This is a genomic window from Frigidibacter sp. ROC022, from assembly GCF_024723735.1.
Lineage (GTDB): Bacteria > Pseudomonadota > Alphaproteobacteria > Rhodobacterales > Rhodobacteraceae > SLM-1.
Genome location: NZ_JANQDU010000002.1, coordinates 986,788 through 1,009,871, shown reverse-complemented (window position 1 = coordinate 1,009,871; position 23,084 = coordinate 986,788). Strand labels below are relative to the sequence as shown.

Annotated in this window: 21 protein-coding genes; 6 read left to right on the top strand and 15 right to left on the bottom strand. The window is 67.9% G+C overall.

The features are described 5' to 3' along the window. Positions 1-81: 81 nt before the first annotated feature. From NUW50_RS11695 to NUW50_RS11685, 3 genes are all read right to left on the bottom strand, one after another. A complete protein-coding gene (locus NUW50_RS11695) occupies positions 82-3,132 on the bottom strand; it encodes a DNA translocase FtsK (RefSeq protein ID WP_258289284.1) in 3,051 nt (1,016 codons plus the stop codon). Positions 3,133-3,140: 8 nt separating this feature from the next. Further along, positions 3,141-4,316 (bottom strand): aminotransferase class I/II-fold pyridoxal phosphate-dependent enzyme, encoded by a 1,176-nt coding sequence (locus NUW50_RS11690; protein ID WP_258289283.1) that lies wholly within the window; start codon positions 4,314-4,316, stop codon positions 3,141-3,143. 201 nt (positions 4,317-4,517) lie between these two features. Next, positions 4,518-5,849, bottom strand: a complete 1,332-nt coding sequence (locus NUW50_RS11685) for an amidase (protein WP_443135109.1) — start codon at positions 5,847-5,849, stop codon at positions 4,518-4,520. 53 nt (positions 5,850-5,902) lie between these two features. Here NUW50_RS11685 and NUW50_RS11680 point away from each other — a divergent pair, with 53 nt between their 5' ends. Beyond that, a complete protein-coding gene (locus tag NUW50_RS11680; protein WP_258289281.1) occupies positions 5,903-7,159 on the top strand; it encodes an FAD-dependent monooxygenase in 1,257 nt (418 codons plus the stop codon). Between the two features lie 21 nt (positions 7,160-7,180). On the opposite strand, the gene NUW50_RS11675 is transcribed toward NUW50_RS11680, so the two are convergent. The 10 genes from NUW50_RS11675 to NUW50_RS11630 form a co-directional block, all read right to left on the bottom strand. After that, positions 7,181-7,336: a Trm112 family protein gene (locus NUW50_RS11675; RefSeq protein WP_258289329.1), complete on the bottom strand. Its 156-nt coding sequence runs from the start codon at positions 7,334-7,336 to the stop codon at positions 7,181-7,183. 65 nt (positions 7,337-7,401) lie between these two features. Further along, positions 7,402-8,055: an LON peptidase substrate-binding domain-containing protein gene (locus NUW50_RS11670; RefSeq protein ID WP_258289280.1), complete on the bottom strand. Its 654-nt coding sequence runs from the start codon at positions 8,053-8,055 to the stop codon at positions 7,402-7,404. Between the two features lie 26 nt (positions 8,056-8,081). Beyond that, entirely contained in the window at positions 8,082-8,990 is a 909-nt protein-coding gene (locus NUW50_RS11665; protein WP_258289279.1) for a thioredoxin family protein, read from the bottom strand. An 88-nt stretch (positions 8,991-9,078) separates the two neighbouring features. Next, a complete protein-coding gene (locus tag NUW50_RS11660; protein ID WP_258289278.1) occupies positions 9,079-9,375 on the bottom strand; it encodes a hypothetical protein in 297 nt (98 codons plus the stop codon). Positions 9,376-9,399: 24 nt separating this feature from the next. Further along, positions 9,400-10,455, bottom strand: coding sequence for a hypothetical protein (locus tag NUW50_RS11655; RefSeq protein WP_275982040.1), 1,056 nt, complete (start codon positions 10,453-10,455; stop codon positions 9,400-9,402). Beyond that, on the bottom strand, positions 10,455-10,856 hold the full coding sequence (locus NUW50_RS11650; protein WP_258289276.1) for a DUF4383 domain-containing protein: 402 nt from the start codon (positions 10,854-10,856) through the stop codon (positions 10,455-10,457). The genes NUW50_RS11655 and NUW50_RS11650 overlap by 1 nt, the downstream gene beginning before the upstream one ends. Beyond that, positions 10,853-12,337 carry an FAD-binding protein gene (locus tag NUW50_RS11645; RefSeq protein ID WP_258289275.1) on the bottom strand — a complete coding sequence of 495 codons (1,485 nt, stop codon included), beginning with the start codon at positions 12,335-12,337 and terminating at the stop codon, positions 10,853-10,855. The genes NUW50_RS11650 and NUW50_RS11645 overlap by 4 nt, the downstream gene beginning before the upstream one ends. Positions 12,338-12,612: 275 nt before the next feature. Further along, a complete protein-coding gene (locus NUW50_RS11640) occupies positions 12,613-13,401 on the bottom strand; it encodes an exodeoxyribonuclease III (RefSeq protein WP_258289274.1) in 789 nt (262 codons plus the stop codon). Between the two features lie 803 nt (positions 13,402-14,204). Further along, on the bottom strand, positions 14,205-14,819 hold the full coding sequence (locus tag NUW50_RS11635; RefSeq protein ID WP_258289273.1) for a hypothetical protein: 615 nt from the start codon (positions 14,817-14,819) through the stop codon (positions 14,205-14,207). A gap of 112 nt (positions 14,820-14,931) precedes the next feature. After that, positions 14,932-15,618 carry a response regulator transcription factor gene (locus NUW50_RS11630; RefSeq protein ID WP_258289272.1) on the bottom strand — a complete coding sequence of 229 codons (687 nt, stop codon included), beginning with the start codon at positions 15,616-15,618 and terminating at the stop codon, positions 14,932-14,934. 157 nt (positions 15,619-15,775) lie between these two features. Here NUW50_RS11630 and ribA point away from each other — a divergent pair, with 157 nt between their 5' ends. Both ribA and NUW50_RS11620 read left to right on the top strand, forming a co-directional pair. Then, a complete protein-coding gene (ribA, locus tag NUW50_RS11625; RefSeq protein WP_258289271.1) occupies positions 15,776-16,855 on the top strand; it encodes a GTP cyclohydrolase II in 1,080 nt (359 codons plus the stop codon). A 79-nt stretch (positions 16,856-16,934) separates the two neighbouring features. After that, the gene (locus tag NUW50_RS11620; protein ID WP_258289270.1) at positions 16,935-17,453 is read left to right on the top strand and encodes a L,D-transpeptidase family protein; all 519 of its coding nucleotides are present in this window, start codon (positions 16,935-16,937) and stop codon (positions 17,451-17,453) included. A 1-nt stretch (position 17,454) separates the two neighbouring features. Here the strand turns inward: NUW50_RS11620 and NUW50_RS11615 are convergent, their stop codons facing one another. Together NUW50_RS11615 and NUW50_RS11610 are read right to left on the bottom strand one after the other, a co-directional pair. After that, entirely contained in the window at positions 17,455-18,108 is a 654-nt protein-coding gene (locus NUW50_RS11615) for a YggS family pyridoxal phosphate-dependent enzyme (protein WP_258289269.1), read from the bottom strand. Positions 18,109-18,212: 104 nt separating this feature from the next. Continuing rightward, complete coding sequence (locus tag NUW50_RS11610) at positions 18,213-19,100, bottom strand: porin (RefSeq protein WP_258289268.1); 888 nt, start codon at positions 19,098-19,100, stop codon at positions 18,213-18,215. Between the two features lie 323 nt (positions 19,101-19,423). On the opposite strand from NUW50_RS11610, the gene NUW50_RS11605 reads away from it, so the two are divergent. The 3 genes from NUW50_RS11605 to lptE all read left to right on the top strand — a co-directional run bounded on the left by NUW50_RS11605 (position 19,424) and on the right by lptE (position 23,058). After that, a complete protein-coding gene (locus NUW50_RS11605) occupies positions 19,424-19,933 on the top strand; it encodes a DUF3576 domain-containing protein (RefSeq protein WP_258289267.1) in 510 nt (169 codons plus the stop codon). 88 nt (positions 19,934-20,021) lie between these two features. Next, a complete protein-coding gene (gene leuS, locus NUW50_RS11600; RefSeq protein WP_258289266.1) occupies positions 20,022-22,568 on the top strand; it encodes a leucine--tRNA ligase in 2,547 nt (848 codons plus the stop codon). After that, positions 22,555-23,058, top strand: a complete 504-nt coding sequence (lptE, locus tag NUW50_RS11595) for an LPS assembly lipoprotein LptE (protein WP_258289265.1) — start codon at positions 22,555-22,557, stop codon at positions 23,056-23,058. The genes leuS and lptE overlap by 14 nt, the downstream gene beginning before the upstream one ends. Positions 23,059-23,084: the final 26 nt, after the last annotated feature.

Below are 23,084 nucleotides of genomic sequence, written 5' to 3'. Positions count from 1 at the left end.
CGCGTCAGTGCATCGTGACCCGCGAAAAGGCGCCGGCGGGGGCGGCAGGCCGGCCGCCTGCCCGCGCCTGCGGCCCGCCTCTCAGTGCTCCGGCACCAGGATTTCGCGCTTGCCGACATGGTTGGCCGCGGAGACCACGCCGTTCTCTTCCATCGTCTCGACCAGCCGCGCCGCCTTGTTGTAGCCGATTGCCAGCTTGCGCTGAATGTAGGAGGTCGAGCATTTGCGGTCCTTGGCGACGATGGCCACCGCCATGTCGTAGAGCGCGGCGTCGCCCTCGGCGCCCGTGCCCAGACCCAGCACCTCGTCGATCGAGGTCTCGCGGTCGTCGTCCGAGGGGCCTTCGATGACCCCCGCGAAATACTCCGGCGGGCCGAAGCTCTTCAGATGGTTGACGATTTCCTCGACTTCCTCGTCCGACACGAAGGGGCCGTGAACCCGGGTGATCTTGGCGCCGCCGGCCATGTAGAGCATGTCGCCCATGCCCAGCAGCTGTTCGGCGCCCATTTCCCCGAGGATCGTGCGGCTGTCGATCTTGGAGGTGACCTGGAAGGAAATCCGGGTCGGGAAGTTGGCCTTGATCGTGCCGGTGATGACATCGACCGAAGGCCGCTGCGTGGCCATGATCAGGTGAATGCCGCTGGCCCGCGCCATCTGCGCCAGACGCTGGATGCAGGCCTCGATCTCCTTGCCCGCGACCATCATCAGGTCGGCCATCTCGTCGACGATCACGACGATATAGGGGAGGGTCTCGGGGGTGAATTCATCGGTCTCGAACACCGGATCGCCGGTCTCGTCGTCGAAGCCGGTCTGCACCGTGCGCTTGAAGGTCTCGCCCTTGGCCAGCGCCTCGCGCACGCGGCCGTTGAAGCCCTCGATGTTCCGAACACCCATCTTGGACATCTTGCGGTAGCGTTCTTCCATCTCGCCGACGACCCATTTCAGGGCGACGACCGCCTTTTTCGGGTCGGTCACGACCGGCGAGAGCAGGTGCGGAATGCCGTCGTAGACGGAGAGTTCCAGCATCTTCGGGTCGATCATGATCAGCCGGCATTCCTCGGGCGTCAGCTTGTAGAGCAGCGACAGGATCATCGTGTTGATCGCCACCGACTTGCCCGAGCCGGTGGTCCCGGCGATCAGCAGGTGCGGCATCTTGGCCAGATTCGCGACGATCGGGTCGCCGCCGATATCCTTGCCCAGTGCCAGCGGCAGCCGCATGTTGGCATCGCCGAAGTCGCGGGCCGAGAGGATTTCCCGCAGCAGCACCTTTTCGCGCTGCGCATTCGGAAGCTCGATGCCGATCACCGAACGGCCCGGCACCGTCGAGACCCGGGCCGACAGGGCCGACATGCTGCGCGCGATGTCGTCGGCAAGGCCGATCACCCGGCTGGCCTTCAGGCCCGGCGCCGGTTCCAGTTCATACATGGTGACCACCGGACCGGGGCGCACGGCGACGATCTCGCCCTTCACGCCATAGTCGTCGAGCACCGCTTCCAGCATCCTTGCGTTTTCTTCCAGCGATTCCTCGGAGAGGTGGTGGCGCTGGATCACCTCGGGCGAGGCGAGCAGCGACAGGGGCGGCATCTCATAGTCCGAGGCCGAGTCGTCGAAGGCCAGCCGCGGTTGCGCCTCGGCCCGGGCCTGGCGCGAGGGCTTGACCGTCTTCTTCGGCGGGTGCTGCACGACCTTCTTGGCGTCCGGGATCGGCGCGCCGTAGGAGGGGCGATAGCCCTGCGGCTTTTCCTCGGTCTCGAACAGGGGTTCGGCGATCAGCGGCTCATGGCCCAGAGCGGCGGCCCCGGTGCCGGGCTGGACCGGATCGTCATAGACGAGGGTTTCGGGTTCGGCATGCATCGGCGGGGCCGGGGGAATGCGCCCCGAAGGCGGGCCGCCGTTGGGATATTTGGTCTTGTCGAACAGGATCGGCTGCGGCCCGCGCGGCCGTTGCACCGGCGGCTCGGCACGGCCCAGGGTCAGGGTCGGCTTGGCCCGGGCGCGGGCGTTGATGACACTGGCGATCTTGGCGCGGATCCGGTCGTCGCCCAGGGTCTCGTCCTGCGCGGCCTCGGCCAGCTGTTCGTCGTTCCAGTCCTCGACCTCGGCCTCGGCAGCCGCGTGGCGCTTGAGGAACGAGGGCACGCGGGACAGCAGCGAGGGTTTCGGTGACGGCTGGTGCAAGGGGGAGTCGCCCTCGCCGGCCGTCAGGGGCGACGGTTCGGCATAGCGCGACGGGGCCACCAGCGGGCGGCGGCCATGACCGGCTTCGGCGGCCGGATGCGGTGCGGCGGCAGCGCCATGCGTCTGGACATGGGACGGGTAGTGGATTTCGGCGCTGCGCCCTCGGGCCTGCGGCGCCGGCACGCTGGCTTCGGCTTCCGCTTCGGCGCGGGCCCGGGCGCGGGCCTCGGCCCGGTCTGCAAGCCGCTGCCGGGTCCAGTCGGCGGTGCGCCCGGCGACGGCGCGGCTTCCGGCCAGCGCGAGCGCTCCCGAGACCCGCAGCAGCCGCAGGATCGCGGCATAAGTCATGATGATCCCGACCATCAGGAAACGTCCGATCTGGCGCAGTTCCGGCGGCGTGAAGCCCAGCACGAAGAGGGCGAAGGCCAGCAGCCCGACCCCGATCAGCAGCGCCATCATCTTGAGCCCGAACCCGGCGCTGAAGGGCAGGATGTTCAGGATCGCGCCCAGCACCGTGTCTCCGAACAGCCCGCCCATGCCGAAGCTGTGGGTCCAGGCCGCGCTCGGCACATGGGTCGCGGAATAGACCGAGGCCAGCGCCACCAGCATCGGGGTGAAGATCGCCCGGCCCAGGGCCCGCTCCTCGCCCCTGTGCAGCACGAAGCGCAGCCCCCAGACCAGCGCCGCCAGCGGCAGCGCCCAGCCGCCCCAGCCGACGATGATGAAGGTCGGTTGCGCAAGAGAGGCGCCGAAGCGGCCCAGAAGATTGGCCGCGGGTTCATCGGTGGCCGACAGCCAGGAGGGATCATCCTGCGTGTAGGAGCCCAGGATCATCGCCGCCAGAACCGCCACGATCAGCAGGCCGACGCCCAGCAATTCCTTGCCACGACGCTCGATCACCGCTTGCGTGGTCCGATCGAACAGGGGATCGCGCTGCCGAACCTGATAAGCCATCTTCTACCTCACATCAGACAGTCGCGGAGCCGGGTCAGCCCGCGCTGCAGTTCGTCCTTGGGCGCCACCAGAGCGACGCGCACATAGCCCTTGCCGGGGTTGTGCCCCCCGGTCTCGCGGCTCAGATAGGCGCCGGGCAGAACCCGGACGCCGGTTTCCTTCCACAGCTTCAGCGCTGCGGCCTCTCCATCCTCCACGGGCAGCCAGAGGAAGAACCCTCCCTCGGGCACCTTGCAGCCCTGATGGCCGGCGAATATCTGCTCGACCATGTCGAATTTCTCGGCATAGAGCGCCCGGTTCGCCACCACATGGTCCTCATCGGACCAGAGCCGTTCCGAGACCCGTTGCAGTGGCAGCGGCAGCGGCGCCCCGAAATAGGCCCGCAAGCGGCGGATCTGCGCCATGCTCTGCGGGCCGGCGGCGACGAAGCCCGAACGCAGGCCGGGCATGTTCGAACGTTTCGACAGCGAGTTGAAGACCACCAGCCGCTCGGGGTCGGCGCCGATCTCGGCCGCCAGTTCCAGCCCGCCGAGCGGCGGCGCATCGCGGTAGATCTCGGAATAGCATTCGTCGAGAAAGATCTTGAAGTCGTAGGTCTCGGCCAGCGCCAGGAGGTCGCGCAGATAGTCCCGGCCGGCGACCGCGCCCTGCGGGTTGGCGGGCGAGCAGAGATAGGCGATGGCGGTCCGTTGCAGCACCGCTTTCGGCAGGCCGGCAAAATCGGGCAGAAAACCGTTTGCCGCGGTGGCGGCGACATAGCAGGGCTCGGCCGATACGGCCAGGGCCGCGACGGCATAGACCTGATAGAAGGGGTTCGGGATCAGCACGATCGGCCGGGCCCCGGCCTTTTCTTCCGGGCAGAGCGCCACCGCGGTGTCGAAGAGCCCTTCGCGCGACCCGTTCAGCGCCATCAGCCGGTCGGGTTCGACCACCGCGCCGTAGCGGCGCCCGATCCAGCCCGAGATCGCTTCGAGCAGTTCCGGCGTGCCGTTGCCGGGCGGGTAGACCGAGAACCCGTCGAGCGACTCGGCCAGCACCTGACCGACCCAGTCCGGGAACGGGTGGCGCGGCTCGCCGATGGTCATGTGAATGACCTCGCCGCCCGGCGCATGCGCGTCGAGCAGCTTCCGCAGACGCGGAAACGCGTAATCTGGCAGGTCCTGGAACCGCTTGGGAAAGGTCATCTGACCCTGCTACTGCCTCATATCATCCGGAGTCATGGCGCCCCGTTCGCCCCGACGATAGCCGGGGCGCCGGCCCAGGTCCAGAAAATCGCAGCGAATTTCGTCGGTTGCGCGGCAGTGCTGTGGCATTTGCGCCAGTGCCGGCCGATGTGCTGCCCAGGTCGCCGGTTTTTGGCCGAGACGGCCCGGCTCGGGCCGGTTTCAGCCCGCCGACAGCGCCCGTTCCGCCGCCTGGCCGAGTCGCAGGAGCGCGGATTCGGCGAAGGGCGGCGCAAAGAACATGATCCCGGCCGATGGCACGCCGGTCGGAAGGGTCAGGGCCGAGACGCCCATCATGTTGCCGAGCCGGGTGTTGCGCAGCGCCAGCAGGTTCTCGGTGGTGAAGAAGTCCGGATCGGCCAGGAGCCGGGCCGCATTCGGCGGCTGGATCGCGGAACAGGGCAGGATGACGGCATCATATCCGGCGACCGCGGCGGACCAGCGGGCGCGCAGCTGGTCCAGCTTCTGCCAGGCCTGCACGAAATCGGCGGCCGAAAACGCCGCGCCGCCCTGAAAGCGTTCGCGGATCGGTGGGAACATCTTGTCGGGCGCGGCCTCGATGGCAGCTTTCCAGGTGCCCCAGGCCTCACCCGCGAACAGGGGGCCGATGATCGGGAAGGTTTCCTCCAGCCAGGGCAGTTCCCGCCGCTCGACCAGCGCCCCCGCCGCCTGAAGCCGCTCCACCGCCTGGCCGAAACCGCGCCGGGGCGCCTCGCGCAGGTCATCCATCACGATGGTTTCCAGCAGCATCAGCCGCTTGCCCGCCAGGCTGGCGCCCTCGAGATCGGGCGCCGCGCCACCACCAAGGGCCGCGAGCATCAGCGCCGCATCCTCGACCGAGCGGCAGAGCGGCCCGACGGTGTCGAAACGCGCCGCCAGCGGCACCACGCCTTTCAGCGACAGAAGGCCCGCCGTGGTCTTCAGGCCGACGAGATCGTTCCATGCCGCCGGAATCCGCACCGAGCCGCCGGTGTCCGAGCCGACCGCCGCCGCCGCCAGCCCGAAGGCGACCGAGGTCGCGGCGCCCGAGGACGAGCCACCGGCCACGGATTCGGTGTCGTTCACGCAGGGCGGGCTTTCGGTCACCGGGTTCAGCCCCAGCCCCGAGAACGCCAGTTCGGTCTGATGGGTCTTGCCCAGGCAGACCAGCCCTTGCAGGGTCGCGTTCTTCAGCACTTCGGCATCGGCAAGGGGCACCCGGCCCGCCAGAAGGTCGGAGCCCGAGCAGGTCTCGACCCCGGCGGTGTCGTAGAGATCCTTCCAGCTGATCGGCACCCCGTCCAGCGGCCCCCGACGCAGGCCCTGCCGGGCCCGCTGGGCGGCGGCCTGCGCCTCGGCCCTTGCCCGGTCGGGGGTGGTGCGGGCGTAGATCCGGGGTCCGAAGGGATGCGCCGCGATGGCATCGAGATGCGCCTCGGTCAGCGCCACCGGGTCGATCCGCCCGGCGCCGATCTCGCGCCCCTGTTCGGCGGCGGTCATCTTCAGCCAATCCACGCTCATCGCAGCCTCTCCCTGTGGTCGGGCGCAGGCTAGCGGCGCCGGGCCGCATGGACAATCCCGCCCGCAGCGCCGTAAATCGGGCCATGGATACGGATGTTCTGATTGCGGGCGGCGGGCTGAACGGCACCGCCCTGGCGCTGGCCCTGGCGCAGGCCGGGCTGCGGGTGATCCTGGTCGATCCGCTGGCCGCCGCGACACGGGCCGATGCCGGGTTCGACGGGCGCGGCTATGCGCTGTCGATTTCCTCGCAGCGGCTGCTGGCGGCGATCGGAATCTGGGAGCGGGTGACGGCGCAGGTCCAGCCGATCCTGAACATCAAGGTCTCGGACGGGCGCGCCGGCGAAGGGCCCTCGCCGCTCGTGTTGGAATTCGACCATGCCGAGATCGAAGAAGGCCCGATGGGCTATATGCTGGAAGACCGGCATCTGCGGCCGGCGCTGATGGCGATGGTGGCCGAAACCGGGGCGATCCGGCAGATCGCGGGCGCCTCGGTCACCGGACATGCGGCCGGGCCGGGCGCGGTGACGGTCAGCCTCTCGGACGGCTCCGAACTGACGGCAGCGCTGCTGGTCGGCTGCGACGGCAAGCGTTCGGCCACCGCGCAGCGGGCCGGGATCAACCGTTGGGGCTGGGAATATGGCCAGTCGTCGCTGGTCTGTGCGGTCGAGCACGAATTGCCGCATCACGGCACTGCGCAACAATTCTTCATGCCGCCCGGCCCGCTGGCGATCCTGCCGCTGCCGGGCAATCGCTCGTCCATCGTCTGGACCGAGACCACCGCCGAGGCCGCGCGCATTTCGGCGCTGCCGGACGAAGCCTTTCTGGAAGAGCTGCGGCCCCGGTTCGGCTCGTATCTGGGCGAGATCGCGCTGGCCGGCGCCCGGTTCTGCTATCCGCTGAGCATGAGCGTCGCCCATGACTATGTCCGCGACCGCGTGGCATTGCTGGGCGATGCCGCCCATGCGGTGCATCCGGTGGCGGGACAGGGGCTGAACGCCGGGCTGAAGGATGTCGGCGCGCTGACCGAGGTTCTGGTCCGGGCCCGGCGCCGGGGCGAGGATATCGGACGCATCGACGTGCTGCGTCGCTACCAGTCCTGGCGGCGCTTCGACGTGGTGACGCTGGCACTGGCCATGGATGCGACCGTGCGACTGTTCTCGAACGATTCCAGCGTCTTGCGCGCAGGGCGTGATCTGGGCCTGGGGCTAGTGAACCGGCTGGCGCCGCTGCGCCGCAACCTGATCCGCGAGGCCGCGGGACTGACCGGAGAGGTGCCGCGGCTGAACCGCGGCCTGCCGATCTAGCCGACCTTCCCCGCGTTCTGCCTAGGGGTCGAGTCGGCGGGCCTCGTCCACCAGCATGATCGGAATCCCGCCGCGGACCGGATAGGCCAGCCCGGCGGCTTTCGAGATCAGTTCCTGCCGCTCGGCATCCCATGTCAACGGACCCTGGGTTTCGGGGCAGACCAGCGCCTCGAGCATCCGCCGGTCGAACAGGGCGCCGGTCGGGCCGGCTTCGGGCGCCTCGGGGGTGGTCGGGTCATCGCTCACTGGCGGGTCTCCTCGGAATGGCCATCGGAATGCAGCGCGAATTCGATCAGCGCCACCAGGGTCTCGCGCCGCGTGGTCAGGCTGGGCGCTTCCAGCAGCGCCTGCCGGTCCTCGACCTCGAACGGCGCCAGCATCGACAGCGAGTTGATCAGCAGCTCGTCATCCGCCTGCCGCAGCGAATCCCAGTCGGTGCCCAGCTCGTGCCGGGCGAAGAAGCGGCCCAGCAGCGACAGGAAGGCCTCGCGGTCGAAGCCCGGATCGGTCTCGGACTTGCCGCGGTCGCGTTCGAACCCGTCCCAGGAGACCTCGGCCCGCAGATAGGGAGTGAAGCCATCGACCAGCCCGCGAATCCGGAATCGCGACACGCCGGTGAGCGAGATCATGTAGCGGCCGTCCTCGGTCTCGGAAAACCCGGTCAGCCGCCCGGCGCAGCCGATGGATTGCAGACCGTTGCCGGGATCGGTGCCCGGCGCCGGCTGGCGCGGCTGCACCATGCCGATCAGACGGTCAGGCGTCTTGAGACAATCGTCCACCATCGCCAGGTAACGCGGCTCGAAGACATGCAGCGGCAGGCGCGCGCGCGGCAGCAGCAGAACCCCCGGCAGGGGAAACAGCGGGATGATCTCCGGCAGATCGGCGGGGCGCGACATGAGGCTGATCTAGCGCGGGCCGCGGATCAGGCAAATATCATCGACGACAACCGCCGCCGGCCGGCCAGGGCGATCGGGTCCTGCGGTTTCAGCGCCTCGAAAATGGTGAAGAGCTGCGCCTTGGCGGCACCGTCGTTCCACTCGCGGTCGCGGCGGAACAGTTCCAGCAGCTGGTCCACCGCCTCTTGCACCTTGCCCGAGGCATGCAGCGCCTTGGCCAGATCGAAACGCGCCTGATGGTTGTCCGGATCGGCCTCGACCGCGGCCAGAAGGTCGGTCACCGGGCCGGCATCCGCCGCCTGTTTCTTCAGTTCGAGCTGCGCGTGGGCGGCTTCCAGTTCCGGGGCGTGGGAAATCTCGGCCGGGGCGCCGTTCAGGATCGCCTCGGCATTCTCCAGGTCGTTCATCGCGATATGGGCGCGGACCATCCCGGCATAGGCCGCGGCGTTCTTCGGGTCTTCCTCCAGGATCGCCGCGAAGGTCTGCGCCGCATCGACGGCGGCGCCTTCGGCCAGCATCTGTTCGGCCGCCTCGACCGCCTCGCCCAGGCCGCCATCGCCCGCCAGGGCGGACAGCTTGGCGATGAACTCGTTGATCTGCGAGGCCGGGACCGCGCCCTGAAAGCCGTCAACCGGCTGGCCCTGCCAGAAGCCGTAGACGGTGGGGATCGACTGGATCCGCAGCTGGGCGGAAATCTGCGGTGCCTTATCGACGTCGATCTTGACCATCCGGACCTTGCCGTTGGCCGCCTTGACGGCGGCCTCGAGCGCCGGGCCGAGGGTCTTGCACGGGCCGCACCAGGGCGCCCAGAAATCGACGATCACAGGCACCGTCTTCGAGGTTTCGATGACGTCGGCCATGAATGTGGCTTCAGAGCCGTCCTTGATCAGGTCGGCGTCGGCGGGGGCTTTGGATTGGGTGCCAAGTTCCAGCATGATAGTCCTCCGGGGTCGGTCGTTAGATGGGGCAAACGGCCGCCTGTTGCAAGGTCGGCGCGGCGGCGGGTCGCATCGGACGGAGGTTTCAGCCGCCCCCGGCCCCGGCCGGCAGGGGCAGGCAGCCGGTCAGCCCGGCCGGCAGGACCAGCAGGGCGCCGGCGCCATAGAGCGCCCGGCCGAAGTCTTCCTGCGGGCTTTGCAGCGCGATCCAGAACCGGCCCCGGCCCAGCACCGCGGCGTCCGGCATCCGTTCCAGCAGATGCGGCGAAGGGAACAGGACCACCGCGCCGGGGGCGGCATCCGAGACCAGCATCACCCCGGCCATGACCCCGATCCAGCCCAGCAGGACCAGCGGCAGTGCCAGAAGCAGGCGGCGGATCATCGGCGCACCGGGGCGATGCGCGGCTCAATAGTCATAGACATGCTCCAGCCGCAGCGGGCCCGAAGCCAGGGTCCGGATCGCACCCGCCAGTTCGGGCACCGGCAGTTCCAGCAGTTGGCGGCTGTCGCCGAACCCCTGGCGCCGGGCACTGTGGATCAGCCGCCCGACAGGCGCCGCACCGCTGCCCAGCACCGTCACCATGATCTGGTCGTTGCCGGCGATCTCGACGAAGTCTCCGCCCGCATCGGCAATCCGGATCGCCAGCCTGTTGAACGCCTCGTAGCGCGGGGTCTCGATCTCGACCCCTTCGGGCCGCTCGGCGATCACCGCGACCTGCGGCAGGGCGGCCAGGGTCTCGGGCGGCAGTCCGGCGACGATCGAGCGCATCCGCAGCTGGTCGGCGCCGACCTCCTGCACGGCCCGCTCGATGAGCCCGGCATAGACCGCCTTGGCCCGGTATTCGAGCCCGAGGGCCAGGCGCCGCTCATGGTCGCGGAAGCCCCTGGCCGGCGTCGCCGTCAACTCCCTGGCCGAGTTCCGGAAATCCCATTTGTACCAGGGCACCTGATGCAGGAACCGACTGTAGAGACCCGCCTGACGCGCGGAAACATGGTCCAGCGCCGATCGCTCGGGCCCGCGAATCCAGGTCGCCCCCCGGCCCAAGGTTTCCTCATAGGCCGCCTTCATCAGCATCTCGAGCGTGAAGGACACGCCGATCGTGTAGATCGACTGTTTCGAGCGGGTGTCGAAGCCGCCATGCGCCGCCGCCGTCCGGGCCAGCGGGCAGGCCGCCGACCAGAAGCCGGTGATCGCCCGGAGATAGCCGAAATCCTGCGGGTCGCCGCGTTTCAGCACCTCGGCATAATCCTCGTAGGCATAGACGATGTGCCATTCCGGATAGGTGGTGTAGGTCCGGCTTTCGTTGCGCTGCCAGGCCGGGTCGGCGATCAGCGGCGCATAGCCGTCCTCGACCGGCGCGCCGCGGCAGGCCAGTTCGACATAGGCCACCGGCGACAGCAGGCCGAGGATCAGCAGCACCAGCGCCAGGGCCAGACGCCTGAGCCAGCGCCAGAGCCGCATCACCTGCGCTCCAGCAACAGGCCGGCGTGCAGGGCAACGCCTCCGAGAAGGACATGCGGCAGGCTGGAGAGCACCTTGAGCCGGGTCGAGATGTCGAGCACGCCGTTCTGGAAGATGCCGAAATCGAGATAGCCCGAGCCGGTGAAACAGCCCAGCACCCCGTCACCCAGATAGAGCGCACCGAACAGGATCAGGAAGGTCCGCGCCGCTTGCCGCGAGATCAGCGCCGCCGCCAGGGCCCAGAGCGCCGAGGCGAGATGCAGGGAATCGTCGAAGATATCCAGCGCGAAGATGCCGAAGGCGCGGCCCTGATCATCGGTCAGGCCGGGGATGTAGTTCAGCGCCGCGGCCCCCAGGAGCGCCACGAAATAGGCCAGAGTCAGCAGGCGCAGACGGCTCATGCCTCGACCCCCAGGTAGCTGTCCCACTGATTGTTGCGCAGCACCAGCTTCGGGTCCAGTGCCCGCTTGGCGGCGCTGAACTCGGCGGCGCGGGGATAGGCGGCATGCAGCTGCGCCACCGTCGCATGGGGCCGATAGGGCAGGTAGTAGCTGCCGCCGATGGAGATCGTGCCGTCGATCAGTGCCCGGGTCATCCGGGTCATGTCGGCCTCGGCCCGTGCGGTCATTTCCTGCGAAAACAGCATCACCGCCGCGATCCGTGGCCCGGTCGCATAGGCCAGGACGCTGTCCGGATCGGTCTCGACATGGCGCAGGGTGACATTCAGCATCTCCTGATAGCTCGACGGGATCACCGCGCGGCAAAGCTCCACGAATTCCGCAAAGCGTTCCGGCGCCACGAAATATTCGTGCAGTATGTCGGTCCGGGTCGGGTCGCGGTCGTCCAGCGTCGCCACCGGCTCGTTGATCAGCGAATTGCGGGTCGCGTCCCCGGCCAGCCGCGGCCCCAGCCAGGCCTCGGTCCACCAGCGCGCCGATTTCACCGGGTCGCTGCCCAGCTGGGCCCGGAAGATGTCGCGCGCCCGCCGCGCCATCCAGCCCGATCCCGCCGCCGGCGGCAGGTCGGACTGCTCGGCGGCGTCCCGATAGCTGACCAGCAGCGCCTCGCTGAAGAAATCGCCGCGTTCGACATTCAGCCGGCCATAGCACATCGAGACTTCGGGCTGACGAAGCTCGGCGACGAAACGGGCGGCGAACTCCGCCGCCGGCATCCGCGCGAAGCTTGGGGTCAGCATCCGGTTCGGCACCATCTCGACCACCAGATCGACGATCAGGCCGATCAACCCGTAGCCGCCCATTGCCAGCCGGAACAGATCGGCATTCTCGCTGCGCGAGGCGGTCACCAGATCTCCGTCCGGCAGCAGCATCCGGATCTCGCGCACCGTCGATCCCATCGGCCCCATCGCCACCGGCCAGCCATGCGCGTTGACGCTGAAGGTGGAAGCGACCCCGAAATCGTTGTTCGACTGCATGACCTTGGGCGAGAACCCGATCGGGTCCAGCGCCGCGATGACCTGGCTCCAGCGCGCGCCGGCATGGACCCGGTAGGTCCCGTTGGCGCGGTCCGGCTCGACCAGACCGTTGTCGAAGGTGATCGCATGGCCGTCGCGCGGGATCGCCTGGCCGCCCATCGAATGCCGGGCGGCGCCGATCGTCACCGGACGGCCCGCAGCGGCGGCCTCGCGCAGTTCCTTGCGAAGCGCCGCGACCAGGGCATCGCCGGGCGCCTCGGTCAGGGTAAGATGCCTGTGGATCGGGGTTTCCGAGAGCAGCGAGGCATCGTTCAGCACGCCGGCGCCGCCCTTCGGTTGCAGCAGTGCCGTTCCGGCCAGCGACGGGTTGCGGCCGCCGATCCAGCGCGTCGCGGCACCGCCGGCCAGGGCGCCGCCGCCCAGAAGCAGGGCTCTTCGTGTCAGTCCCATGCCTGCGCCCCTGCGTCCCGTCCCGGCATCCCGTCCTCGTCCCCTGACCTTCCGGCACGCAGCCAATCACGCAAGCACGCCGCACCGACAGTCAGGTATTCCATAACCGGAGCCGGGTGACGTTACGTCGCTTCCGGCGTCCGGACGGACAGGCCGCCGCCAGCTGTTGCCCCGGCGACTCACCGCCACCGTCTTTGGCTGGGAAATACTCCCGCCGGAGGCCGCCGCCGAAGGCGGCACGGGAAAGGCGTGCCGACGCAGTCGGCTCCGCCGGATCAGAGATCGAAGGTGGCGAAGACCGGGGCGTGGTCCGAGGGCTTTTCCCAGCCCCGCGCGGCGCGCAGGACCCGGCTGGAATGGGCCGCGCCCGAGATGTCCGGCGTCGCCCAGACATGGTCCAGCCGCCGGCCCTTGTCCGCCGCGTCCCAGTCGGCGGCGCGGTAGGACCACCAGGAATAGAGCTGCCCCTCGGGGATGTCCTGCCGGGTGATGTCGACCCAGTTCCCGGCCTCCTGCGCCGACAGCAGCAGCTCGGTCTCCACCGGGGTGTGACTGACGATCTTCAGAAGCTGCTTGTGGTTCCAGACATCGTCTTCCCGCGGCGCGATGTTCAGATCGCCGACCAGGATCGACTTCTTCGGCTGCTCCTCGCGGCCCCAGTCGCGCAGCTCGCTGACCCAGTCGAGCTTCTGGCCGAATTTCTCGTTCACCGCCCGGTCCGGCACATCGCCGCCCGCCGGCACATAGCAATTGTGGATCGTCACCCCGTTCGGCAGCCGCGCCGCGACATGGCGGGCATGCCCCATCTGCGCGAAATCCCGGTCGCCCATGTCCTCCAGCGGCAGTTTCGACAGGATCGCCACGCCGTTGTAGCCCTTCTGGCCACGGGCCACGATATGGCCATAGCCCAGGGACCGAAACTGCTCCAGCGGGATCAGCTCGACCGGCGACTTGCATTCCTGCAGGCAGATCACGTCCGGCGCCTCCTCCGTCATCAGCCTGGCCACAAGCCCTTCGCGCAGGCGGATCGAGTTGATGTTCCAGGTGGCAAGGGTGAAGGGCATCCGCGTCTCCTCAGGCTGCGATCCCGGCAGGGCTAAAGCCCGGCGACCGGCATGTCCAGCGCCGCCCGCCCCTGGCAGGGCCAGCGCTCCGAATGCGATGCCGGCGCGGATGCATGGACCGTCACGCCGCGAAAGCCTGCCCAGGCGGCCGGCGGTCCAAAAAAAGCCCGGGCACGAAGCCCGGGCCAGTCCAACAGGGAGGTACCGCATCATTACCCGGATGCAGCGGCGGGATGAAGACCAGCAGTGGGACAGCACTGCTGTTGGTCTGACAATAGCGCGAAAAACAACCGTTTGAAAGTCAGGGATACCCGACCTCGGGTCAACCGGCAGGCGAACCCGGGCCGTGGCCTGTTCCGGCGCTGTTGCGCGCCATCGCCGGTGGCAATCCGGGTCTCTGCCACGGGGCTCAAATCCTGGCCCGCAAAGGATTTTCGGCGTGGATGGCGGCCGTATCGCGCGATCTCTCCAGTGATGCGGGCCTGCCGGGGCGGCCCAGATCGCCCGACCCCGGCCGGATGCCGCCATGGCGCTGCGACGATGCGTCCCACCACGGGTTTGATGACCATCCTCCGGAAAAGAGACTCGGGGCAGGACTCGTGGTGCGATGGTGCCGGCATGGCGGCCGTCCCTGCGGGGGGCGCGGGGCCCGATGTGTCCGGGCCGGAAAAGAAGGGCCGGGCACAGGGCCCGGCCAAGTTGATCACGAGGCAAGCAGGTCGGGACGGGACATCGCGACCCCGCTTGCACAACCAACGCGCGACCTGCGGAATGGTTCCGGGCCGCGTGCGACTTTCCTGAAATCACTTCGGGGCGCCGATCGGCCCCTTGGCATCCCGGGCGGTGAAATTGGCAAAGCTGGCCTGCACGAGGCCCGCAACGGCGATCCCGAAGCCGCCCTGCCCCATGCCCTCGGACCCGAGCGCGCCGATCTCGGTGCCGTTCACGGTGAAGCTGACCTCGTCGCCCTGCTCGACGATCTGAAGCCGGTTCCACCCGCCCGGCTTCACCGCGTCACTGGTGGATTTCATCATCAGGCTCAGCCCGCCGCCGTCACGGTTGAAGACCAGCAGGCTGCCATCGGCGCCGAGCGCGAAGATGTGGTAGAAACGGGTATCGGGGTGGAAGCCGAAGATGATCCCGGCGAAGGCCTGCGGGTCCGGGTCAGGCCCCAGCACGACATCGACCCCCACCGTCGCATCGACCGGATCGCCGGGAACGACGTAATAGTAGCGTAGCGCCGAGGGCTCGGTCCGGTTGAGAAGCGTATAGGCGCCGCCGGACTCCGAGGCGACCCAGGCGCCATCCTGCGACTCCATCGGCAGCTGCGGGGCCAGCACGCCCATCGAGGTCTCGGCCGAGGCCGCCGCCCCCGTCAGGGCAAGGGTCAGGGCAGCGGATACCAGGGCATTTCGCATGATCACTCTCTCCAGCAGGAACTGCCGCGATGCTGTGGGCGCTTTGCCCCGGGGTCAAATGAATTCCGCGCGGCGGTGACCGGCCCGGGCTGCGGGCCGGTCTCCAGCGCTCTCAGGCCACCAGCCGGTAGCCGCCCGATTCGGTCACCAGCAGCCGGGCATTCGACGGATCGGGTTCGATCTTCTGCCGCAGCCGGTAGATATGGGTTTCAAGCGTATGTGTGGTAACGCCGGCGTTGTAGCCCCAGACCTCGTGCAGCAGCACATCCCGCGGCACCACGCCTTCGGTGGCCCGGTAGAGGAACTTGAGGATGTTGGTCTCTTTCTCGGTCAGCCGGATCTTCCGGTCGCGCTCGTCGATCAGCATCTTCATCGCGGGCTTGAAGGTGTAGGGTCCCAGGGTGAAGACGGCGTCCTCGGACTGTTCGTGCTGGCGCAGCTGGGCCCGAATCCGGGCCAGCAGGACCGGAAACTTGAACGGCTTGGTGATATAGTCGTTCGCCCCGGCGTCGAGTCCCAGGATCGTGTCGGCATCGCTGTCATGGCCGGTCAGCATCAGCACCGGGCATTTGACCCCGTGCTTGCGCAGCCGCTTGCAGAGTTCGCGCCCGTCGGTATCGGGCAGGCCGACATCGAGAATCACCAGGTCGTAGATCTGTTCCTTGACCCGCTCCAGCGTCTCGGCGCCGTTGGCGGCTTCGAACACGTCGAAGTCCTCGGTCAGCACCAGCTGTTCGCTGAGAGCCTCGCGCAGATCGTCATCGTCATCGACCAGCAGGATTTTCTTGAGATTGGCCATTCGGGTCCCTCCTTGCCTGTTCACCTACCCGTGACATGTGGCGCGACGGCAGTCTCGACAAGATTTGCTTCACTTTCGTCACGCGGACGTGTCACCGGGGCGGCAAATGTTTCACTTTCCTACAGATCGCGGCTAGATCAGGGCCCAAAGGACACCGATGAGCTTGCTGCCCACCCCCTTCGAACGGCTGGCCCGTGCCCGGGCCGATCTGCGGATCGGTCTGCCGGTCGAACTGCGCGGCGCCGGAACCCGGCTGCTGGCGGCCTCGGCCGAGAGCGTCTCGGCCGAAAGGCTTTCCGGGTTGATGGCTCTGGGGCCGGCGGTGGTGGCGGTGACGGCGCGGCGGGCGGAAACGCTGAAGGCGCGCGCCTATGACGGCGACCTGGCCCGGTTGCGGCTGCCTGCGGATGCCAGCGAGGCGCTGGTCGCGGCGCTGGCGGATCCGGCCCGCGATCTCAGCCACCCGATGAAAGGCCCGTTCAACGAAGAACGCGGCACCGACGCCAGCCTGCACCGCGCCGCGATTCGGCTGGCGAAATCGGCCCGGCTGCTGCCCGCCGTGGTCGCCGTCACGCCGCCCGCCGATGCCCGCTACCCCGAGCTTACATGGCTGGATGCCGCCGATGTCGCCGCAGAGGGCGATCTGGCGCCGGTGATGTCGGAACTGGCCTCGGCCCGGCTGCCGATGGCGGTCTCGCAGGCCGGGCGCCTGCATGTCTTCCGCCCCGCGGATGGCAGCGAGGAGCATTCGGCGGTGGAGATCGGTCGCCCCGACCGCGACGGCGCCCCGCTGGTGCGGCTGCATTCGGCCTGTTTCACCGGCGACGTGCTCGGCTCGCTGAAATGCGATTGCGGCCCGCAGCTGCACGCCGCGCTGGAGCGGATGGCGGCAGAAGGCGCCGGCGTGCTGCTCTATCTCAGCCAGGAGGGGCGCGGCATCGGTCTGACCAACAAGCTGCGCGCCTATTCGCTGCAGGATCAGGGCTTCGACACGGTCGAGGCCAACCACCGGCTGGGATTCGAGGATGACGAGCGCGACTTCCGGATCGGCGCCGAGCTGCTGCGCAAGCTGGGCTTCTCCCGCGTCCGGCTGCTGACCAACAACCCGGCCAAGGTGGCGATGCTGGAAGATTGCGGGATAGAGGTGGTCGAGAGGGTGCCGCTCAAGGCCGGGCACGGGCCGCTGAATCGCGCCTATCTGGCAACCAAGGCGAAGAAATCCGGGCACCTGCTGTGACCGCCCTGCCCTGCTTCATCTTGCAAATATCCCCGCCGGAGGCTCCTGCCCGATCCCTTTGCACAGCGGCGGCAGCGGCATGAGCTGGCGCGATCTTGTCCTGACCCCGACGGGGCTGCGCTTTGCCGGCCGGGTATTTCCCTGCAGCCTGGGCCGGAGCGGCGTCATTCGCCGCGAGGCCAAGCGCGAGGGCGACAATGCCACCCCATCGGGGCTGCATCACATCATCGGCTGCCTCTACCGGCCCGACCGAATCGCCCGGCCGGTGGCCTGGGCGGATGCGATCGGCCCCATGGACCTCTGGTCCGACGACCCGCGCGACCCGGAATACAACCATCTGGTCCGCGCCCCGCACCGCTTCTCGCATGAGGCGCTGCGCCGCGCCGATCCGATGTATGACCTGGTTCTGACGACCGACTGGAACTGGCCCGACGCCAGGGAGCGGCGCGGTTCGGCGATCTTCCTGCACCGCTGGCGCCGTCCCGGGGCGCCGACGGCCGGATGCGTGGCGATGAGCGCGGAGAACCTGCTGTGGATCAGCCGGCGAATCGGGCCCGGGACAAGGCTGATCGTGCCCGAGGCCCTGGCCCGCGGCTGAGCTAGGTCGGCACCCGTTCGCCGAAGATCGCCGAGCCGACCCGGATATGGGTGGCCCCGGCGGCGATGGCGGCCTCGAAATCGCCACTCATCCCCATCGACAGGCCCGACAGCCCGTTGCGTGCGGCGAGCGCGGCCAGCAGGCCGAAATGGGGTGCCGAATCCTCTCCCACCGGCGGGATGCACATCAGCCCGACCAGCGGCAGGCCCAGCTTGCGCACCCGTTCGACGAATCCGTCGACCTCCGAGGCGGCGATTCCCGCCTTCTGCGGCTCCTCCCCGGTGTTGACCTGGATGAAGAGTTCCGGGCAGGCGCCGGTCTCGTCGGCCAGCCTGGCGCAGGTGGTGGCCAGCTTGTCCCGGTCGAGCGAATGGATCGCCTGGAACAGGCCGAAGGCCTGCCGCGCCTTGTTCGTCTGCAAGGGGCCGATCAGGTGCAGTTCGATATCGCCGAATCTCTCGCGCAGGGCGGGCCATTTGCCGGCCGCCTCCTGCACCCGGTTTTCTCCGAACAGCCGGTGCCCGGCTTCCAGGACCGATTCCACCCGGTCCAGCGGCTGCACTTTCGACACCGCGATCAGCCGCACGTCCTCGCGCCGCCGCCCGGCCCTGGATGTCGCCGCCGCAACCCGCGATTCGATTTCTGCCAGTCCCATGGTGCCTCCGTCCTGCGTCGTGTCCCGGTTTGAGCACGGCCCGGCGCAAAGGAAAAGGGCGGACCGATTGGCCCGCCCTTCCCGATAATCTGCTGTTGGGCAGATCAGAACGTCATCGAGATACCGAAGTCCATGATCGGGTCGGCCATGTTGTCGCCCGAAACGACGCCACCGACGATCGAGGCACCACCGCCCAGATCATAGGACGCGCCGAGACCGTAGAAGTTGTCGTTCGCGGCGTTGTCGACGCCATGATAGAAGGCCGTCACAGTGGCCGCGCCGAAGACATAGTCCAGCGACAGGGCGTATTCGTCCATGTTCGCAAGATCATGCGACGAATAGACGGCCGAAATGGTCGCATCGCCGAAGGTCGCCGACCCGCCGACAACGATCTGGCTGTCGGTGGTGTTGTCTTCATAGCCCAACGACACCGAGTAGTTGCCCGGGGCATATTTGAAGGCGACGCCATAGGACTCGTTCGGGTTGCCGTCCGACAGCGAGGCGTAGACCGTGAAGTCACCGCTCGAGTAGGTGTACAGCAGAACCGGGTCGGAGTCCGAAGCACCGGCACCGAGGTAACCGATTTCGTTCATGTCGCCGAGACCGGTCAGGCCGACGCCCGAAACCTGGCCGATAGCCGCTTCGGCGGCCGAGTCGACGTCGCCCATCGACAGTTTGCCGAAGGCACCCGAGATGTAGACGCTGCCACCGGCACCGGCGACACCGCCCTTGGTGAGCGAACCACAGTCACCGGCCACGAAGTCGGTGCAGCCGGTAACACCGGCGTTGTCGGCACGAACCGAGCCACCGAAGGCCAGACCGCCATCGGTTTCACCGGTCGCGGTGAAGGTGATGCGGATACGGCTGGTGAAGTCCCAGTCGGTACCGTCGTAGATGATACCCATGCGGCCATCACCGCTGACGGCCACTTCGGCCATGGCAGCGCCAGTCAGCGAGACCAGAGCAGCAGAAGCCAGGAGAATCTTTTTCATTTCGTTTTCCCTCGTTGATCAAAGGTGCGCCTCAATTCAGGGGAATCCGAACTGAGTATGCCCCTATCTCTCTCCGCGCCTCGCCAAATGCAAGAAATCGCCTGACTGTCCGCACACCATGGCCACGATTGGTGCAGCTTTGCCACACCCTGTATCCGCGCTGCCGCCCGGACCGCTGTCCGGCCTGCTATATCAATGGTGGGGACCGGTGCCCGGGCCCGGGCGGGCGCCCCGATGCGACTCCCTTGGGCAGAGCCCGGGCAAAAACCCTTGTGAGGGTGAAATGCCTAAGCTAAACAGGCAAAAAAGCTGAGGGCGGGTGCATGGGCAACAAGCGATGGGTAGGCTGCGGGATCGCAGCTCTGGCGCTGGTAGGCCTTACGGCGTGTGGTGGAGGCAGCGGCAGCGGCCTGTTCAATGCCAAGGCCAAGCGCGCCTCGGAAGATCCCTATGCCACGGCGAACGAGATCGCGGCCGAAAGGAAGCGGACCTCCTCGCTGCTCGACCTCTTCACCAATGCCGATGACCCCAACACCACCGTCGAGGTCAATAAGTATATCTGGAGCGCCACGCTCGACATCCTGAACTTCCTGCCGATCGAATCGGTGGACCCGTTCTCGGGCGTCATCGTCACCGGCTACGGCACCCCGCCCGGCGGCGGCCGCGCCTACAAGGCGACGGTGCTGATCCAGGATCCGGCGCTGGACGCGCGGTCGCTGAAACTGGCGCTGATGACCCGTAGCGGCCCGGCCAGCCCCGAGACCGTGCGAGCCGTCGAGGACGCGATCCTGACCCGGGCCCGGCAACTGCGGATTCGCGACGGCAAGCTCTGATCCGCCGCATCGCGTGCCCCGCCGCTGGACCCCGCCCCCCGCGCGGGTGTAACCCTGCGCCGCAGCACTGAATATCCGGATACACCCTATGTCGCGTTACGACCCCGCCACGACCGAGCCGAAATGGCAGAAGGCCTGGGAAGAAGCCGGGCTCTTCAAGGCCCGGCACGACCCGTCGAAGCCGAAATACTATGTGCTCGAGATGTTTCCCTATCCCTCGGGACGGATTCACATCGGCCATGTGCGGAACTACACGATGGGCGACGTGGTGGCGCGCTACAAGCGCTCGACCGGCCATGCGGTCCTGCACCCGATGGGCTGGGACGCATTCGGACTGCCGGCCGAGAATGCCGCCATCGCCGGCGGCATCCATCCGAAAGACTGGACCTACGCCAACATCGCCGCGATGAAGGACCAGATGAAGCCGCTGGGCTTCTCGATCGACTGGAGCCGCGAATTCGCCACCTGCGATCCGGAGTATTACGGCCAGCAGCAGGCGCTGTTCCTCGACTTCCTCGAAAAGGGCCTGGTCTACCGCAAGAACGCGGTGGTGAACTGGGACCCGGTGGACCTGACGGTCCTGGCCAACGAGCAGGTGATCGACGGCAAGGGCTGGCGCTCGGGCGCGCCAGTCGAGCGGCGCGAGCTGACGCAATGGTTCTTCCGCATCTCGGCCCAGGCCGGCGACCTGCTGGACGCCATCGACGGGCTGGATCACTGGCCCGAGAAGGTCAAGCTGATGCAGCGCAACTGGATCGGCAAGTCGCGCGGGATCGAGATTCCCTTCGCCCTGTCGGCCCCCGCGCATGGCTTTGACGCGGTGGCCTGCTACTCGACCCGCCCCGACACGCTGCGCGGTGCCTCGTTCCTGGCGATCTCGCCGGATCACCCGCTGGCCAAGGCGCTGGAAAGCGACCCGGCGGTGGCCGAGTTCAATGCCGAATGCCGCAAGACCGGCACCTCGGAAGAGGCGCTGGAAAAGGCCGAGAAACGCGGCCTGGATACCGGGCTGAAGGTCCGGCACCCGGTCTGGCCGGACAAGCTTCTGCCGGTCTGGATCGGCAACTTTGTCCTGATGGATTACGGCACCGGCGCGGTCTTCGGCTGCCCGGCGCATGACCAGCGCGACCTTGATTTCGCACGGAAATATGGCCTGCCGGTCGAAAACGCCTTTTTCATGCCCGGACAGACCGAGCCGGTCGGGGACGAGGCCCTTGTGCCGCTGAAATCCGAGCCGGTGGACTACATAGACCATTTCGCCGGGCTGACCCGGGCGACCTCGGAAGAGGGCATCGAGAAGACCATCGACTGGATGGAGGCCAGGGGGCTGGGCACCGGCCAGGTCCGGTTCCGGCTGCGTGACTGGGGGCTGTCGCGGCAGCGCTTCTGGGGCGCGCCGATTCCGGTGGTGCATTGCCCGACCTGCGGGGTGGTCCCCGAGAAGAAAGAGAACCTGCCGATCCGCCTTCCCGATGACGTGACCTTCGACCGGCCCGGCAACCCGCTCGACTGGCACCCGACCTGGCGCGACGTGCCCTGCCCCAAATGCGGCGCCCCGGCGCAGCGCGAAACCGACACGATGGACACTTTCGTCGATTCGTCCTGGTATTTCGCCCGCTTCACCGCACCCCATGCCAAGGCCCCGACGGATCCCGAGGAAGCCGCCTACTGGATGAATGTCGATCAGTATATCGGCGGCATCGAGCATGCGATCCTGCACCTGCTCTATTCGCGCTTCTTCGCCCGCGCGATGCATCAATGCGGGCATCTGCCGGCCTCGGCCATCGAACCGTTCGATGCGCTGTTCACCCAGGGCATGGTGACGCACGAGATCTACCAGACCCGCGACGCCAGCGGCCGGCCGGTCTATCACCTGCCCGAAGACGTCGATCCGGTGGCGAAGATCGTCAAGGCGACCGGCGAGCCGATCGAGGTGATTCCCTCGGCCAAGATGTCGAAGTCGAAGAAGAACGTCGTCGATCCGGTCGAGATCGTCTCGGCCTACGGGGCCGATACCGCGCGCTGGTTCGTGATGTCCGACAGCCCGCCCGAGCGCGACGTGGAATGGACCGCCTCGGGCGCCGATGCCGCGAATCGGCACCTGGCGCGGGTCTGGCGCATGGCCTCCGAGATCAACAACGCTCCGGAACGTGGCAGCGGCGACGAAGAGCTGATGCGGGCGATGCACAAATGCATCCACGAGGTGACGCAGGGGATCGAGGGCTTTGCCTTCAATGTCTCGGTCGCCAAGCTCTATGCCTTCACCAATACCCTGGCCAAGTCCAAGGCCGGGCGCGGCGCCAAGCGCGAAGCGATGCAGACCCTGGCGCAGCTGATGTCGCCGATGGTGCCGCATCTGGCCGAAGAGGTCTGGGCGATGCTGGGCGGCAAGGGGCTGGTGGCCGAGGCCGAATGGCCCGAGGCCGATCCGGCGATGCTGGTCGAGGACAGCGTGACCCTGCCGATCCAGATCAACGGCAAGCGGCGCTCGGAAATCACCGTGCCCAAGGACATGTCCAAGGACCAGATCGAAGCGCTGGTCATGCAGGACGACTGGGTGAAACGCTCGCTGGAAGCCGGGCCGCTGAAGAAACTGATCGTGGTTCCGGGGAGGATCGTCAATGTCGTCATCTGAGTGGTCATTCGGCCGGCGTGCGCTTCTGCTGGGCATCGGCGCCCTTGCCGCCTGCGGCTACGAGCCAGTCAACAGCCCCGACGGTGCCGCCGCCGGGCTGAAATCGGGCGAGATCGCGGTGCGGGCGCCCGTCGAGGAGGACGAGTACACGCTCGTCGAGGCGCTGGAGCGGCGGCTGGGCCAGGCGAAACGCGCCGGCTACATGCTCGACTACACGTTGAAGGTCGACGAGGTGGCGGTGGGCATCACCCCGAATCAGGAAACCACCCGCTACAATGTCATCGGGCGGATCGACTGGACTCTGACCGACCTGGCCACCGGATCGGTGGCGACCTCGGGCGGGTTCGAGAGCTTTTCCTCCTATGCCGCCACCGGCTCGGCGGTTTCGAGTCTGACCGCGCAGGAGGACGCGCATCGCCGCCTGACCACGCTGATGGCCGACCAGATCGTCACCCGCCTGACCGCCACCGCCGCCGACTGGCGGCAGTGACCCCGGCCCCGGCATGACGAAGGGGC

What these genes read in the sequence shown, in the direction of transcription:
- NUW50_RS11605 (WP_258289267.1), top strand. Translation starts at nt 19,424, where the DNA reads ATGGGCAACAAGCGATGGGTAGGCTGCGGGATCGCAGCTCTGGCGCTG.
- NUW50_RS11670 (WP_258289280.1), bottom strand. Translation starts at nt 8,055, where the DNA reads ATGTCGCGCCCCGCCGATCTGCCGGAGATCATCCCGCTGTTTCCCCTG.
- leuS (WP_258289266.1), top strand. Translation starts at nt 20,022, where the DNA reads ATGTCGCGTTACGACCCCGCCACGACCGAGCCGAAATGGCAGAAGGCC.
- NUW50_RS11640 (WP_258289274.1), bottom strand. Translation starts at nt 13,401, where the DNA reads ATGCCCTTCACCCTTGCCACCTGGAACATCAACTCGATCCGCCTGCGC.
- NUW50_RS11620 (WP_258289270.1), top strand. Translation starts at nt 16,935, where the DNA reads ATGAGCTGGCGCGATCTTGTCCTGACCCCGACGGGGCTGCGCTTTGCC.
- NUW50_RS11610 (WP_258289268.1), bottom strand. Translation starts at nt 19,100, where the DNA reads ATGAAAAAGATTCTCCTGGCTTCTGCTGCTCTGGTCTCGCTGACTGGC.
- NUW50_RS11635 (WP_258289273.1), bottom strand. Translation starts at nt 14,819, where the DNA reads ATGCGAAATGCCCTGGTATCCGCTGCCCTGACCCTTGCCCTGACGGGG.
- NUW50_RS11695 (WP_258289284.1), bottom strand. Translation starts at nt 3,132, where the DNA reads ATGGCTTATCAGGTTCGGCAGCGCGATCCCCTGTTCGATCGGACCACG.
- NUW50_RS11660 (WP_258289278.1), bottom strand. Translation starts at nt 9,375, where the DNA reads ATGATCCGCCGCCTGCTTCTGGCACTGCCGCTGGTCCTGCTGGGCTGG.
- NUW50_RS11645 (WP_258289275.1), bottom strand. Translation starts at nt 12,337, where the DNA reads ATGGGACTGACACGAAGAGCCCTGCTTCTGGGCGGCGGCGCCCTGGCC.
- NUW50_RS11650 (WP_258289276.1), bottom strand. Translation starts at nt 10,856, where the DNA reads ATGAGCCGTCTGCGCCTGCTGACTCTGGCCTATTTCGTGGCGCTCCTG.
- NUW50_RS11690 (WP_258289283.1), bottom strand. Translation starts at nt 4,316, where the DNA reads ATGACCTTTCCCAAGCGGTTCCAGGACCTGCCAGATTACGCGTTTCCG.
- NUW50_RS11665 (WP_258289279.1), bottom strand. Translation starts at nt 8,990, where the DNA reads ATGCTGGAACTTGGCACCCAATCCAAAGCCCCCGCCGACGCCGACCTG.
- NUW50_RS11630 (WP_258289272.1), bottom strand. Translation starts at nt 15,618, where the DNA reads ATGGCCAATCTCAAGAAAATCCTGCTGGTCGATGACGATGACGATCTG.
- NUW50_RS11675 (WP_258289329.1), bottom strand. Translation starts at nt 7,336, where the DNA reads ATGCTCGAGGCGCTGGTCTGCCCCGAAACCCAGGGTCCGTTGACATGG.
- lptE (WP_258289265.1), top strand. Translation starts at nt 22,555, where the DNA reads ATGTCGTCATCTGAGTGGTCATTCGGCCGGCGTGCGCTTCTGCTGGGC.
- NUW50_RS11655 (WP_275982040.1), bottom strand. Translation starts at nt 10,455, where the DNA reads ATGCGGCTCTGGCGCTGGCTCAGGCGTCTGGCCCTGGCGCTGGTGCTG.
- NUW50_RS11680 (WP_258289281.1), top strand. Translation starts at nt 5,903, where the DNA reads ATGGACAATCCCGCCCGCAGCGCCGTAAATCGGGCCATGGATACGGAT.
- ribA (WP_258289271.1), top strand. Translation starts at nt 15,776, where the DNA reads ATGAGCTTGCTGCCCACCCCCTTCGAACGGCTGGCCCGTGCCCGGGCC.
- NUW50_RS11615 (WP_258289269.1), bottom strand. Translation starts at nt 18,108, where the DNA reads ATGGGACTGGCAGAAATCGAATCGCGGGTTGCGGCGGCGACATCCAGG.